Genomic DNA, 15,422 nt, shown 5'->3' with positions numbered 1-15,422 from the left:
ATGATGGACAATATCAAGATCGACAGGATCAACGCACTGGCACATAAACAGAAAAGTGTAGGTCTTACCGAGGAAGAAAAGGTGGAACAGGCGAAGCTTCGGAGAGAATATCTGGATGCAGTGAAAGGAAATCTCCGTGCGCATCTGAATAATATCGATATCAAAGAAAAGGATGGCAGCATCACCAATCTTGGAGAAAAATATGGAAGAAAAAAAGGAAATTAGAAAAAAGATCTTCAAAGCCAGAAAAGAACATACCGATGCCTGGATCCGGGAAAACAGTCTCCGGATCACAGAGGCCCTGACACAGCTTCCGGAATACCGGAATGCAGAACGGATCATGGCATACGCAGATTATAACCATGAAGTGATCACACGCTACATCATCGAGCAGGCCTGGAAAGATGGCAAGGAAGTGGCAGTGCCAAAGGTTTTCGGAAAGGATATGGTATTTTACAGACTGACCGATTTCAGTCAGCTGGAATCCGGCTACTTCGGGATCCCGGAGCCAAAGGAAGACGGAGAAACGGTTTCTTGGGAAGAAGCCATGATGGTCATGCCCGGGGTGGCTTTTGACGTGAATTGCAACCGGGTAGGCTATGGCGGAGGTTTTTATGACCGTTTTCTGGAAAAACATCCGGAGGTCTGCCGCGTTGCAGTAGGATTTTCCTTCCAGATCCTTCCGGAGGTTCCCACAGAGCCTACGGATATCCGTCCGCAGGTCATTGTGACGGAAGAGAATATATACCGCGATGCACAGTAAGATATTGCTGTAAAGACAGAAAGAAAGGCAGGAATATTTGGAAATGAATGAAATGCTTGAAAAACTGGGACAGAATGCGAAAGATGCGGAGTCAGTCCTTCGAAATCTTTCCACAAATGACAAAAATAAAACCCTGGAAGCTGTGGCAAAGGCTCTTGTCGCTCATACCGATGAGATCCTGAAGGCCAATGCCCTGGATGTGGAAAACGGCAAAAAGAATCAGATGCCGGAAGGACTGATCGACCGTCTGATGCTGACACCGGAGAGGATCGAAGGAATGGCAGACGGACTTCGTCAGCTTACCGGTCTTGAAGATCCCATCGGGGAAGTTACCGGTATGAAAAAACGTCCCAACGGACTTCTGATCGGACAGAAACGTGTTCCCTTAGGTGTGATTGGCATTATTTACGAAGCACGTCCCAATGTTACCTCAGATGCATTCGGTCTTTGTTTCAAAACCGGAAATGTCGTGATCCTGAAGGGTGGAAGCGACGCGATCCATTCCAATACTGCCATTGTCAACTGTATCCGTGAGGCATTAAAAGCCTGCGGCATTACCGAGGATGCCATCCAGCTGATCCAGGATACCTCCAGAGAAACGGCTGCGGAATTTATGAAGCTGAACCGGTATGTGGATGTACTGATCCCACGTGGCGGAAGAGGACTGATCAAAGCAGTGGTAAACCAGAGTACGATCCCTGTCATCGAGACCGGAACCGGAAACTGCCATATCTATGTGGACGAGACTGCAGACCTTCAGATGGCAGCGGATATTGTGATCAATGCAAAGACCCAGCGTGTGGGTGTATGCAATGCATGCGAGTCCCTTCTTGTAAACCGTAAGGTGAAGGATGATTTTCTGCCGGTACTGGCCGGACGCCTTAAGGAGAAGCATGTGGAGGTCCGTGCAGATGAAGCGGCAAAGGCTCTGATGCCGGGAGCAGTTCCTGCAACAGAAGAGGACTGGGGAACAGAATATCTTGACTATATCCTTTCTGTAAAGGTAGTGGATTCCGTGGAGGAAGCCATTGCACATATCAATAAATATAATACAAAGCATTCGGAGGCCATCATTACCAATGATTATACCCATGCCCAGAAATTCCTGGATGAGGTAGATGCAGCGGCAGTTTATGTGAACGCTTCTACCAGATTCACCGATGGAAACGAATTTGGATTCGGTGCGGAGATCGGGATCAGCACCCAGAAGCTCCATGCAAGAGGCCCAATGGGACTCCTTGCACTGACCACCACCAAGTATATCATTTATGGTAACGGACAGGTACGTCCGTAAGACAGATAAAGTAAAGCGGATTCTTTGGTCCGCTTTACTTTTTTGAAGTGTTGTGCTATACTTTTTTGTAATTGGATTTAAACAGACTAACTCATAACAGGAGGACTTATAAATGAAAAAAAAGCAGCTTTTTGCAGTCCTGCTTGCAGGTTCCATGACTGTTGGAATGGCACCTGCCGCAGCGTTTGCCGCTGAAGATACCGGAGCGGTAACAGAGGCAGAAGCATCGACTGCAGACGAGAATACAGAAACACCAGATGACGGAGCGGCTGTGGATGACCAGTCACAGAGTGAAGCCGACGCCCAGGCAGCGGCAGAAGCCCAGGCAGCGGCTCAGGCCCAGGCAGAGGCAGAAGCACAGGCAGCAGCCCAGGCCCAGGCGGAAGCAGAGGCCCAGGCAGCAGCCCAGGCTCAGGCGGAAGCAGAGGCCCAGGCAGCAGCTCAGGCTCAGGCGGAAGAGGCGCAGCAGGAGCAGCAAACTACTGCGGCAGATGCAACGGTTACTACTGCGGCAGAACTTCAGGCAGCGATTAATAATGCACCTGATTTTGCAGGATCTATTGATGATAGTGATCTATATACATCTGCTTATAAGATTCTGATCAGTGCATCGTTTAATCTCACAGATACTATTACCGTTCCTGCCAATAAAAATATTGCAATTTTTGGTGCAACAAATGCTACAACTGTAGTTGGACGTGGAAGTGTTGCAGGAGATATGTTCAAAGTAAGTGCAGGAAGTATTTTGTCCATGACACAGAATGAAGGTGACGGCTCCTCAGAAATCGGTAAACTTTCTGTTGAAGGTAAGAAAGACGATGAAACTGCAGCCGATGGATCGATTGTTTCCGTAGAAGCTGGCGCTAAATTTGTGATGACGACAGGTGTTACCCTTTCCAAGAATGTTTCTACTGCAGCAGGTGCGGCAGTTAAAAACAGCGGTAAACTTGTAATTACAGGTGGAGAGATCAAAGATAATGTATCTACAGGCGGAGCTGTTTACAGCACAGGTACAGTTTCACTTGAAAAAGGTGAGGGTGCGTCTGATGACGAACCAAAGATCATCGAGAACTATACAAGCGCAGAAAAGAGCGTAAAATCCAATATCGTATTAGGACAGCAGGATCAGAGTGCTGGAAGTATCATCATTGCTGGTGCATTTGAGAACCAGAATGTTGGATATTCCGTAGAGAATCCGGCAGTTGACTATACAGTTTTCCAGAAGCCTGAATCTTTAGCTGCGGATGCATTTGCAAAGGCAATTAAGGCGATGAGCTATGAAGGCGACCAGAGTTATGGAATAAATACAGCTACAGGTCTGCTTGTTTCCAACATTCCAACGATTAATATTGATAATCCTACAAGTAAAGAAGCAAATACTGTTTCTGTAACCTTCACATCTGATAAAGCAGGTACATATTACTATAAATATGTTGCAAAAGGTGCGGAAGCTCCGACCATCGAGACAGCTACAGAAGGTGGAACGGTTAAGGCAGGAGAAACTACTTCCCTGAAACTTACCAAGGTCACAGACAAGACTATTGACCTTTATGTATGGGTAAAAGAAAGTGAAAGTGGTAACGCCATTGTTGGTGAAGGTGTAAAGAAGGATATTGCAGTAACACAGGCACAGAATCCAGTTGATCCGAAACCGGCAGCACCAAAGGTTACAAAAATCAGCGCAGAAAGTAAAACAGCAACAACTGCAGAAGTAGTTCTTCAGTCTGATAAGAGTGGTACATGCTATTACAAATGGGTGGCAAAGGGAGCGGATAAACCTTCCATTACAACTAAAGACAGCAAGATTGCGGTCACCGCAAAAAAAGATTGTAAGATTGATCTGAAAAATCTGGAAGGTGATGCGATTGATCTCTATGTGCAGGTAGTAGCAAAAGATGGATCAAAGACAGCAGTGACCAAGATTGCAACTGTTACTTTGAAAGAAACAGCTAAAACACCTGCGAAGATTTCCAACGTAAGCTACAAATGGAAAGGTCATACATCTGCGACTGTAACTATGCGTTCTGATAAAGCAGGTGTGTACTATTATGAATGGGTAAAACGTGGTTCCAAAGCTCCGACAGTTGATAAAATGAGCAAAGGAACAAAGGTTTCCGCAAATAAGGATTTCACGATCAGTTTGAAAGATTTGGATGCAAACAATGCGATTGATGTTTATGTGAGTATCAAAGGAACTGACGGAACTGTAAGTACACCAAAGAAGATTACATTGGATGAAGCTAAGCGTCCGGCAAATGTCAGATGGGTTGGCTTTTCATGGATCAACCATACATCTGCGAATGTTACTCTTATTTCGAATAAGAGCGGTACCTGTTATTATAAATGGGTTTCTCGTAACAGTGATGGCACATCTGCCACTCCGAAAGATCTTACATCTACCGGAAAACAGATAACATTTACTGCTGATAAGAAATTTAATATCGGTCTTGAGGATTTAGATTCTGACAACCCAATTGATCTTTATATCCAGATCAAAGATAAAAATGGTGTTTTGACGAATCCATTGAAAATAGCATTTAAAGAAGATTCCAGACCGAAAGTTGCAGATCCAACTCCGACTGACACACCGGATGCATACATCCCAAATGTAAAAGAGAGCGTAGTACAGGGACTGGATGAGGCAATTCAGTTCTATCCGAATCAGTTCTATGAATTTACTGTGATCGGTGCAGGAACAACCAATCAGGATCCAAATGAGGGTGATGTGAAGTGGGTTCCGGTTTACTGGAGTACAGCTGCAAACCCAACCCAGAGCCAGATGCATACAGCATGGAAGATTGGTTCCGGCAAGGGAATCAACAAAGACGCTACATACAACCTGTACGTATTCTTCCAGAAATACATCTACACGGGTGGTCAGTGGCAGGAGACAGACACCATTGAATCCGCAGTATATCAGTTTAGATCTGCAAAACTGACACCTACCGGAACTCCGGGAGCAGACGGTACATATGGTACCGGCGGCCAGACAGGTTCTGATCCGGATGCAACCATAACAGGAGAGGCATCTGCAACATCCTCCAACGGAGGCAACGGAACCAGATCTAAGAATGCAGTATCAACAGCCGATAACTCACCGATCGGAACCATGTCCGCACTGGCAGTGGCATCCCTTCTTGCAGGTGGATATGTGATCGTGAGAAGAAGAAAAAAGGACATCTAAACGCACAATAGCCAAAATAGCATAACAAATAAAAAAATCACCGGTTTTCCGAAAGAACAGGAAAGCCGGTGATTTTTTGTAAAGATAAATTTACAGATTTTTCTTCTTATAGATAAACCAGGAAGCTGCAATGCTGAATGCAATTAGATAGACTGTCAGGATCAGGACACTGAGGTAATTGACTCCACCGCCGGAAGCAATGGTACGGATCAGATGACTGGTCTGTGACAGTGGAAGAGCAGCTACAAAATTCCCAAGAAAACCCGGGATCTTCTCTGTAGAGAAGAAGGTGTTGCACAAAAAAGCCATTGGCATAATGATATAGTTGGAAAAACGAGGTACATCCGCATGGTTTTTGGCAAGGAAAGAAACCACAACACCGATGGCTGAAAATACAGCACCGTTGAGGAACATCACCAGCAATGACCATCCGTTGAACACAAGACCGGTTCCGATCGGCATGGTCAGAAGAAGGATGATTCCTCCTGCATAAAGCCCGCGGAGACTGCCTCCGATGATCTGTCCGGCAATAAACTGCCACAGAGGTGTCGGAGATATCATAACCTGGTCAAAGGCTTTCTCGTAAAGACGCTGTACATTCAGATTCTGTGCGATAGCATTAAAGCTTCCGTTCATTGTAGTCAGTGAAACTACACCAGGGATCAGGAAATTCAGATAAGGCTCTCCGTGTGAGGAGGTCTGGATCCCCATTCCAAAAACGATCAGATACATCAGCGGTGCGATCATGGCCGCCAGCGTGATCTTATAGAAATCCCTTCGGAACTCCACCCATTTTTCCCATAAAATAGTAAGTATTCCCATGATAATTCATCGTCCATTCTGTTAAATTATAAAATAACTGTGGCTGACGCCGGCTTATCGCTGCATCAGATGCCTGCCTGCGCGCTCCACAAAAACATCCTCCAGAGTTGTCTCGCGAAGGGTGCACTGTCCGTCCAGAGAGGACAGAAAAGAGATGGCCTCTTCCCGACTGTGGAAGTAGTGGCTTTTTGCCCCTTCCGGTGTTTCCTGATCTACGGTGTATTTGCCCAGGCCGTCGATCAGGCCCGATGGAGTATTGATCTCCTCCAGCTTTCCGTGATCCATAAGTGCTACCCGGTTGCAGAGAGACTGTGCCTCTTCCATATAGTGGGTTGTCAGAAGAATGGTCAGATTTTTTCCGTTCAGCTGACGGAGAAGATTCCACATCTGTCGTCTGGATAGCGCGTCCATGCCTGCAGTGGGCTCGTCCAGAAGAAGGATCTCCGGACTTGTAAGAAGTGCCCGGCATACCATAAGCTTTCGTTTCATACCACCGGAAAGCTTCCTTACAGTCCGCTTGCGGAAGGGAAGAAGTCCGCAGAAATCCAGAAGCTCTTCAGTTTTCCGTTTAATCTCTTTTCGTGGCATGAAATAAAGACGGCCCTGATATTCCATGATCTCGTCCATGTTCATATCCTGGCGCATGGAATATTCCTGCGTGATCACGCTGATCTTGCGCTTCAGATCCGGTCGGTTGCGTCCAAGTGTCTGCCCATCAATGAGGATTTCGCCCTCTGTGGGCAGGAGCAGAGTGGAAAGCAGACTGATCGTGGTGGTCTTTCCGGCACCGTTGGGTCCCAGCAGACCGAAAAATTCGCCGGTTTCTATGCGAAGATCCAGAGAATCCACAGCAGTAAAACTGTCGAATTTTTTTGTGAGATTTTTTGTTTCGATCATCTCTGTTCATTTCCTTTCGTTTGTATGCAAATTTCACTCTATTATACTGGAAAAGAAGAGACATTTCAACAATTCTGAGATGTTCTTTACAGAAAAGGAGCGTTGTGCTATAGTGATACGAAGGAAAAATAAAAAACGGAGAGAAAACCATGAAACACAGGATGAGAACAATAATGCTGCTTCTTCTGACTATGCTGTTGCTATGCCCGATACAGGTTCTGGCTGCAGGTGGAGAGAACGCAGTGAAGACAGATCTGGAGGACGGAGAATATTCCATACAGGTGGAGCTGGAAGGCGGAAGCGGAAAAGCCAGCGTTTCTTCCCCCACATTGATGCTGGTAAAAGAGGGGAAGATGTATGCACGGCTCCAGTGGAGCAGCTCCAACTATGATTATATGATCGTAGATGGGGAAAAATATCTCAATGAGAGCGAGGAAGGCAGAAATTCTGTTTTTACTGTCCCGGTAACTGTCCTGGATGATAAGATGGAAGTGATTGCAGATACACTGGCCATGGGTGCTCCTCATGAGATCGATTATACACTGACCTTTTATGAGGCTTCCATTGGCTCCAAGGGCCAGCTTCCTCAGGAAGCAGCGAAAAGAGTGGTTGCAGTTGCGCTGGTGATCATCATCGGCGGCGGTATCCTGAATTATTTTGTAAACAAAAGGAATCGGTGTTAAACCGGTTCTTTTTTTATGCCCTTTCGCATAATATACATAATAATGAACATGTATAAAGATGGAAGGAAGGGAACATCATGGATACAGTACAGGATAAAACCTACGAAGCAATTTATTATTCACTGTGGGAGGCAGCCAGGCGTTACAGCAGCTTTACACAGTTTCGGGTAATCGGAAAAAGCCACGATGACCGGATGATCCCTATGCTGGAGATCGGACAGGGAGATGCCTGTATTTTCTGTGTGGCCGGTTTTTCCGGAACGGATGGACAGATGACGGACAGGCTTACCAGGATGGCACTGGAGCTTTGCAGAATATATGAATGCAACTGGACCGTGGACGAGCTTTATGAGGTAAAAAAGCTCCTGGATCAGACCAGGCTTTGTATCATACCGGTGGTCAATCCGGATGGATATGAGATCTGCCGGAAGGGCTACAATACTGTGCGAAATCCCATTTTCCGTCAGATGCTGAAAATGCAGGATGTTCCCTGCGATGAATTCGAGGGAAATGCAAGAGGAATGGATACTGCAAGGAATTTTCCTACTACCTTCTGCAGCAGAAAAAAGATCCATCAGCAGCCTGCCAGTGAAAATGAGACACGTGCACTGATCCGGATCTTTCAGGAATACGGAGGACGTGGCCTGCTGGTTTTCTGCGGATATGGAAAAAAGGTGGTTTATTATCGGCGGGATCAGAATTTTTCCACTGGTCAGAGATGCTACCGTCTTGCACGTCACTTAAAAAAATGTACCAGGGGAAAGCTGGAGCAGCTTGCAATAGAACGAGAAGCGCAGAACGGGCGAAGGAGCACAGGCAGGCCGGAACAGTATTACGGAGAAATGATCCGCCAGCCGGCTTTCCGGATCGAATTGCCGGTAAATTCCGGAAATAAAGAAGAGGAAGAACGGGAAATCCGTGATCTGATGCTGCTTCCATTGGAATATATTTACTCTCTGGTACAGCTGTAAAAAAATCTGGCGTTGCACGGATGCAGGGTCTGTCAGCTTATGAAAAATAGGGTGACAGACATACCCGCTGAGAAACCAGTGTCGAATCCTGTCGGACGAATTTGATTGACTTCCGGATCTGTGGACCCTATAATAATATCATCTGAAACAAATCTTTTTTAACAAATGTCGCAGGAATCTTTCACCTCTGTAAGTAATGAGAGGAACTGCACATCTGAGCATATCTGCTCGAATAATTTCCATTCAGTATTTTTGCTGTATTATTATTTTGATCATGCTTGTCCTCACTTCAAAATCTGTGAGTTTAAGTGATGGGAGCATGTTGCGAATTGCCATATTAACTGCTATACAGGGAGGACTTTTTTATGGCTCAATTTATGTGGGGCAGGTCTCCGCCGGAATTTTCCTGATATCCGAACACTGTTTCTTTCCCTGCAGAGGGAAGTGATCATCAAATATCGTATGTAGAACAGAATACAGGAATGAAAATATTTTTTCGATGTATCGGCAACACAGTTCTGGGACTGATGCTGGTGATGGCATTGGTGCTTCTTATTCCCGGACTTTTCGGGATCCGGCCCTATGTGGTCTATTCCGGATCCATGGAACCTGAGATCCCAACCGGAGCTGTGGTTTTTACAAAGGAAGGAGAGTTTTCTCCGAAAAAGGGAGATATCATTACTTTTCATAACGGAGATACCGTTGTCACCCACAGAGTGGTTAAAAAAGAAAAGGATATCTTTATCACAAAAGGTGACGCCAACAAGACAGAAGATCCTGTTCCCGCAGAGGCGTCACAGATCATCGGGCGGGTAGTCTTTCACCTGCCTTATCTGGGCTACGTGATCCATTTTCTGAAAGCCCGGATCCCTTTTGCCGCAGTTTGCATAGCGGCATGTCTGTCAGTACTCTTTGATCTGGCATATACCCCAAAAAAGAAAAAAATACAGGGAGGAATTTAATCATGATGAAAAACAGAAAACTGGTAAAAGGAATTGCACTTGCTGCTGTGATCACTGCACTGGCAGCCGGAGGAACAGCTGCATATCTTACGGATTTTGAAACGGCAACCAACAGCTTTACCGTAGGAAAAGTGGATATCGACCTGGATGAGCCTAACTGGAAACCGGAGGACAATACAGATCTGGTTCCTACTCAGGTGATCCGGAAGGATCCCTATGTAGCAAATAAAGGAGTAAATGAAGCATTTGTCTATCTGGAAGTTTCTGTTCCGGTTCGAAATGTGATCACGGTAGCCAAGGATGGCACCAGAAATGCACTTGCAAAAACAGAGCTGTTCAGCTTCACCAAAAACAAGGACTGGACACAGCTGGAGCGGACCGAAGTGGGGCAGAATATGGTTTACACCTATGCATATAACCACATCCTGAAGCCGGGAACAAAGACAACAACTCTTTTTGATACAGTAACCTTTGCCAATATCATCGAAGGTCAGCTAGATACACAGCAGATCGATATGCCGGTACGGGCTTATGCGATCCAGGCTACCAATACCGGGGATGACAAGACTACGGTTCTGGAGCAGGCAACTGCTGCTTACCAGAAATATGTAAATCAGAATAAAGGACAGGCCGGTGGTGTCACGAAATGAATAAATTAAAAAGACCCTTTTTCCTTCTCCTGATAACAGGGCTCCTGTGCGCAACAGGGACTGCGGCGTATTTTTCAGACTTCGAAAAAAAGATAAATTCTGCTGCAGTAGGGTATGTGACAACGGAGATCGAGGAAGATTTTCCGGATCCTACACCTACGCCTATGGAGAATGGTCCATCCTACAGAAAAGAGATCCGGATCGGAAATTTTTCCGGCAGTGTGAAAGGGTTCCAGGCAGACTGCTATGTGAGGATGTCCCTTTCCTACTCCAATGACGATATCGGCAGAGGCGTGAAATTAACAGGTCTGGATACGGCAAACTGGGTGTATAACAGTCAGGACGGCTATTATTACTACCGGAAAAAAATATCCGAGGGTGAAAAAACAGCTCCTCTGTGTACCGGATTTCAGATCGATCCCCAAAAGATCGATGATACTTACAGGGACAGCATTAAGGATTTTGAGATCAATGTTTATGAGGAAGCTGTACAGGCAGAAGGATTTTCAGATTATGAAAGTGCGTGGAGGTATTTTTCAGATCCGGTTTCTGCTCAGGCAGAAAGGAGGGGGAATGCTTGAAAAAACACCTTAAAGCCCTGCTGGCAGGTGCTGCTGTGGCAGGCAGTATCCTGGCGTGCACGGCTGCTTATGCCAGATTTTCAGATTCCGTGACAGTGACCAATCACATATCAGTGGGAGATATCAATATTTCTCTTCAAGAACTGGAAAAAAAGGACGGCCGAGAAATGAAATATCAAGATCGCCGGATCGTTCTTCCGGGAGATGAAATATCCAAGATCCCAAGGATCACCAATCGCTCAGAGCCCTGCTGGGTAAGGGTGAAGATCTCTTATACAGATGATCTGGAAGGTTTGGATGGTCTGGATGACAGGAATCTTACAGGAATGTCACCGAGATGGATCCGGAAGGGAGAGTATTTTTATTATACCAGGAAGCTGGAACAGGGAGATAGCGTGGATATTTTTACCGGTGTGACTGTACCATCTCAATGGGATGAATCCTACCAGGATAAGAAGCTGGGGATCACCATCGTGGCGGATGCTGTCCAGGCGGCAAATTTTGCACCGGATTTCCGTGCCATGTCACCCTGGGGAAATCAGAAGATCTTAAGATGTATCCACGATACCGATGGTCTTGTGGTTCAGAAAAAAAGTCCGGTGGATCTGAAGGTGGAGTTTGAAGGAAATGCGCACAAACTGATCGCGGCTCCGGAAGACTTTTTTTCCGGATTTTCCACGGCAATGCCGGGAGATGTTTTTCATGATTCTGTAGAGATCCGTAACACAACGGAGCATGCTGCAGAGATATTCTTCCGCACATCACCGGAATGTAAATCGGTAAAGGATCAGGAATTTCTGAAAAATCTGAAGCTGGTGATCACCATGAATGATAAAAGGCTGTATTCCGGGGATCTTCTGGCTGCGTCTCTCAATAAAGCCGTGTCCCTGGGGGAATTTTCCAGCGGAGAAAAAGGAAACATGAGATTTGAGGTTACGGTTCCGGCAGAGCTGGATAATCTATATGCTTTGCGGGCAGCAGATGTGAAATGGATCTTTTCTGTGGAGGAGGATCAGGAGACGGTGGATACTAGCCCTGTTCCACGCCGGAATGGCAGGAAAGAAAGCACAGAAAGAGCTTCCGGAAATAACAGTTCTTCGGTAAGGACAACACCAGTGAAGACAGGAGATGAATCTCCTGTGATCCTGTTTGCACTGATGGCTGGTATGGCGCTGCTTACCTGCAGTCTGACGCTATGGAAAGGAGGACGAAAAAATTGAAAAGAAGAATGATCGGTGCATGGCTGGCATTGATGATCACAGCTTCTTCTCTTGTGGTTTCGGCCAGTCCTGCAGCAGATATGAGTTCGGTATCAGCAGATCCGCAGCAGGAACAGACAGAACCGGAGGAAGAAGAGGAGGCCCCGGATATTCCGGTAACAGATCAGCCTGGGGAGGCTGAGATGCCGGTTCCGACAGCCTTGCCTGAACCGGAAACGGTGGAGGAAGCTTTTGAAGAAAGTAAAGATAATACTGAAAATACGGATAGTGATGAGCTGATCGAACCGGAAGAAGAACCAGAAGCTGCTTCAAAAGAAGGAGAAAATATAGCTCTGACAGAGATACCGGAGCAGACAGAGGATCCGGGATTTACTGTATTCACGGAAGAAAACGCGGAAATCCTTACAGGAGAAAGTGAAGAGGATCAGGAACTGATCCAGGATATCGAAAACGGAGAGATCATTGCTCTTTCTGCAGCACTTCCCGGGGAGTTCCGGGAAACTGGCAGTGCGGAAGTAATCTCAGAAGGAGAGGATGCTATCGCAGCTACAGCACTTTCCCCGTCCCAGTATTATCTGGACAGCTGGACCAGGGTTTACTGCGATGAGATCTGGACAGCTGCCAATGATTTTCTTGGTTCCGGAAATAAAACCCGTATGGGATGTACGTATCGTTCTGTACATTATATTGATGATACAGGAGAGGAAAAGGTTTCGCCTCTCTATTGCCTGAAAGCAACTCAGGATGGACTGGACAGTATGACGCTGAAGAATGAGGCAGTAAAAGCACTGACTAATTCTGTGATTCAGAAGCTTTTGTACTTTGGTTACGGAGGACCGGGGGATCTGGGAACCGGATACGACCCCTCCTGCAGTCACATAGACTGGTCAAAATGGCAGAACCGTTATGTATTTACGCATATTGCGCTGTCAAAGGTATATTTTAATGATTGTGGATATGCCACAGCAGCAGAAGTAGAACATACAGGGATAAACCGCCTGATCGATAAGATCCAGACATTGACGATCCCTGCAAGAAACAAAGCTGCCGTTTATGTTTCCGAAGACGGTTCCTGGGCAGCAGCATCCGGAAAGACGATTCCGTTAAGTGTATTTCGAAGCAGACCTGCAGGTTTTCCCTTTGTTCCGGACAGTATGAAAGACGGATTTCAGATGAGTACTCTTATGAAAGTAACAGATGGAGCAAAAGCAGGGAACGGGATCACCATAACAAGAGGATCCGCAGAAAAATGGCAGCTGGCCTACTGGACAAGTGCAGCGGATTATAATTCTCACAAAACCAATCCCAAAATGATGTCGGGGACAAGCCTGAGCCTTAAGGATGGGGCATATTTTTTCCTGATCTTTCCGTTAAATGCATCTGCGACAAAGAAGTTTTCCTGCAAAATGCTGCTTCAGCCGGTTTCCTATATCCTGGTTGACGGAAGTGCCCAGGCAGGAAAAGATGGAGTACAGGATTTTGGCGCTTACGTATACCAGGGAACAAGAGGAAGCCTTTCGTTTTCAGTAAAGCCATCGGTTTACGGCAATGCAAAGCTGGTCAAGAAGGAACCCAACACGGGAAAACTGATCCAGGGAGCGCAGTACGGACTGTTTGCAGCAGAAGCTCTGACCTCCGGATACCGGACTATGTACAGTAAGGATCAGAAGGTTTCAACCGGAACAACAAACGCCAGTGGAGAGATCCTTTTTTCAAAACTGGTTCCGGGAAAATACTATGTGAAAGAAACGAAAGCCGCTGCAGGCTATAAACTGAACACCGCTATCAAAAATGTTACAGTAACCGGCGGAAAGACGACAACCGTCAGCGTAACGGATATCATGGATATCAGCGGAACAGTATCCATCAGAAAGAAAGACGGAAATACCGGCGATCCACTGGCAGGAGCTGAATTCACCCTGTATCAGTGGAGTAAAAAAAGCAAAGCCTACGTAACCTTAAAAAAACTGACTTATGATGGACAGAAGCGTACCTATAACTCCGGGAAATTTAATTATACCGAAGACAATCAGGGAAAATTCCGTGTGCGTGAGACAAAATCTCCTCCCAATTACACCGGAAACTGGCAGAAGAATTTTACGCTGGATAAGCCGGGAGAAAAGCAGGAATTTCTGTTTGAAGCAGTGAACTACCAGACTGAAAAACGAAGGATTGAAGTTCGTAAGATCGATGCGAAAACCGGTGAGATCCTGAAAGGTGCGGAATTTACACTTTATGAATACAGTGCAGCCAAAAAAGCCTATAAAGAAAAAGGAACTCTTCTGGATTATGACATCTCCAGTGAACTTTATGTAAGTGGTGAACTTTTGAAGACTTCGGATAATGAGGGAAAATATAAGATCGCGGAAACAAAGACTCCGCCCGGATATACAGGAAGCTGGGAAGAAGAGGTGAATATCACAGACAAGGATGCACGCCTTTCCTTTGAAGTTGTCAATGAAAAGGAAAAGGAATATAAAGGGGTGATCCGTCTGAGAAAAACAGACATCTATACCGGGGAAGTTCTGGAAGATGCTGAATTTACCGTGCTTCAGTGGAATAGAGGGAAGCAGACTTACCAGAATGACCTGGGCGGGCAGAGCATCCTGAAGTTTGACGGAGAAACCGGATGGTACTCTACCGAAGAGCTGGTGCTCACAGATGACAATCAGGGAAGGTTCAAAGTAGTGGAAACAAAAAATCCGGAAAACTATACAGGCAAATACGAAAAGGAGGTAATCTTTCAGAAAAAAGAAAACACAGATACAGACATTGTGGATTTAAAAGCAGAGAATACTCCGGTGACACTTCCACTGGGAAGCATCACCATCATAAAAAAGATCAAAGAGGAGGATATTACCTGGGCTCATGGAAATCCAACCTTTTCCTTTGTGGCAGAAGGTACGGATCTATCCGGAAATCCTCACAGATATGAGGATTATGTGACCTTTACCAGAGGAAGCTATGAAACCGATAAAAATGGCTATGCAACATTATCGGTCACTCTCAGGAATATCCCGCTGGGGCAGTATACGGTCTGGGAAAAACCGGTACTACGCTACTATCTGAAAGATGTACGGGCAAATACAGAGAATGTCCGCATCATAAAAGGCGCTGCACCTGCATATGGTACAGATCCCCGGAAGATTGCTTCCGGTACGGCTGCTCTGACAATGCAAAACAAAAATGCATCGCTGACTTTTGTAAATGAGAAATCCAGATATGATCGATATTCCCATAATGACAGCATAAAAAATACCATACCCGTATCATTTTCCTGAAAAAAAGACAGGAGGGCAGGAGTAATCCTGCCCTCCGCAGCGTATTTTATATAGTAAAAAACAAACTGTAAAAAGAAATAAAAAAACTACATATATACCCAACGATATGGTATA

13 protein-coding genes are annotated in these 15,422 nt (G+C 45.8%); 11 read left to right on the top strand and 2 right to left on the bottom strand.

From position 1 onward, the window contains the following. Positions 1-3: 3 nt before the first annotated feature. The 4 genes from NCY57_RS10485 (at position 4) to NCY57_RS10470 (ending at position 5,241) form a co-directional block, all read left to right on the top strand. A complete protein-coding gene (locus tag NCY57_RS10485) occupies positions 4-225 on the top strand; it encodes a DUF896 domain-containing protein (RefSeq protein WP_044960849.1) in 222 nt (73 codons plus the stop codon). Beyond that, positions 203-763 carry a 5-formyltetrahydrofolate cyclo-ligase gene (locus tag NCY57_RS10480; RefSeq protein WP_022426775.1) on the top strand — a complete coding sequence of 187 codons (561 nt, stop codon included), beginning with the start codon at positions 203-205 and terminating at the stop codon, positions 761-763. The genes NCY57_RS10485 and NCY57_RS10480 overlap by 23 nt, the downstream gene beginning before the upstream one ends. 43 nt (positions 764-806) lie before the next feature. Beyond that, the gene (locus tag NCY57_RS10475; protein ID WP_195655957.1) at positions 807-2,057 is read left to right on the top strand and encodes a glutamate-5-semialdehyde dehydrogenase; all 1,251 of its coding nucleotides are present in this window, start codon (positions 807-809) and stop codon (positions 2,055-2,057) included. 112 nt (positions 2,058-2,169) lie between these two features. Further along, positions 2,170-5,241: a hypothetical protein gene (locus NCY57_RS10470; protein ID WP_250789646.1), complete on the top strand. Its 3,072-nt coding sequence runs from the start codon at positions 2,170-2,172 to the stop codon at positions 5,239-5,241. Between the two features lie 90 nt (positions 5,242-5,331). On the opposite strand, the gene NCY57_RS10465 is transcribed toward NCY57_RS10470, so the two are convergent. Together NCY57_RS10465 and NCY57_RS10460 are read right to left on the bottom strand one after the other, a co-directional pair. Then, complete coding sequence (locus NCY57_RS10465; protein WP_021650531.1) at positions 5,332-6,063, bottom strand: ABC transporter permease; 732 nt, start codon at positions 6,061-6,063, stop codon at positions 5,332-5,334. 54 nt (positions 6,064-6,117) lie between these two features. After that, positions 6,118-6,960, bottom strand: a complete 843-nt coding sequence (locus tag NCY57_RS10460) for an ABC transporter ATP-binding protein (RefSeq protein WP_021650530.1) — start codon at positions 6,958-6,960, stop codon at positions 6,118-6,120. A 149-nt stretch (positions 6,961-7,109) separates the two neighbouring features. On the opposite strand from NCY57_RS10460, the gene NCY57_RS10455 reads away from it, so the two are divergent. The 7 genes from NCY57_RS10455 to NCY57_RS10425 all read left to right on the top strand — a co-directional run bounded on the left by NCY57_RS10455 (position 7,110) and on the right by NCY57_RS10425 (position 15,308). After that, a complete protein-coding gene (locus tag NCY57_RS10455; protein ID WP_242981989.1) occupies positions 7,110-7,643 on the top strand; it encodes a hypothetical protein in 534 nt (177 codons plus the stop codon). Positions 7,644-7,720: 77 nt separating this feature from the next. Further along, positions 7,721-8,614 (top strand): M14 family zinc carboxypeptidase, encoded by an 894-nt coding sequence (locus NCY57_RS10450; RefSeq protein ID WP_015524854.1) that lies wholly within the window; start codon positions 7,721-7,723, stop codon positions 8,612-8,614. 482 nt (positions 8,615-9,096) lie between these two features. After that, positions 9,097-9,576, top strand: a complete 480-nt coding sequence (locus NCY57_RS10445) for a signal peptidase I (protein WP_021650528.1) — start codon at positions 9,097-9,099, stop codon at positions 9,574-9,576. A gap of 2 nt (positions 9,577-9,578) precedes the next feature. Further along, on the top strand, positions 9,579-10,226 hold the full coding sequence (locus NCY57_RS10440) for a TasA family protein (RefSeq protein WP_015524856.1): 648 nt from the start codon (positions 9,579-9,581) through the stop codon (positions 10,224-10,226). Then, entirely contained in the window at positions 10,223-10,807 is a 585-nt protein-coding gene (locus NCY57_RS10435; protein ID WP_129974893.1) for a hypothetical protein, read from the top strand. Before NCY57_RS10440 ends, NCY57_RS10435 begins: the two co-directional genes overlap by 4 nt. Beyond that, positions 10,804-12,027, top strand: a complete 1,224-nt coding sequence (locus NCY57_RS10430; RefSeq protein WP_129974895.1) for a hypothetical protein — start codon at positions 10,804-10,806, stop codon at positions 12,025-12,027. The genes NCY57_RS10435 and NCY57_RS10430 overlap by 4 nt, the downstream gene beginning before the upstream one ends. Then, positions 12,024-15,308, top strand: a complete 3,285-nt coding sequence (locus tag NCY57_RS10425; protein WP_173739628.1) for a SpaA isopeptide-forming pilin-related protein — start codon at positions 12,024-12,026, stop codon at positions 15,306-15,308. The genes NCY57_RS10430 and NCY57_RS10425 overlap by 4 nt, the downstream gene beginning before the upstream one ends. Positions 15,309-15,422 lie beyond the last annotated feature (114 nt).

Source organism: Blautia sp. MB18-30, from assembly GCF_023669475.1.
GTDB lineage: Bacteria > Bacillota > Clostridia > Lachnospirales > Lachnospiraceae > Blautia_A > Blautia_A fusiformis.
Note: the sequence above shows the minus strand (reverse complement) of the source record. Positions and strands in the feature narration are given on the sequence as shown.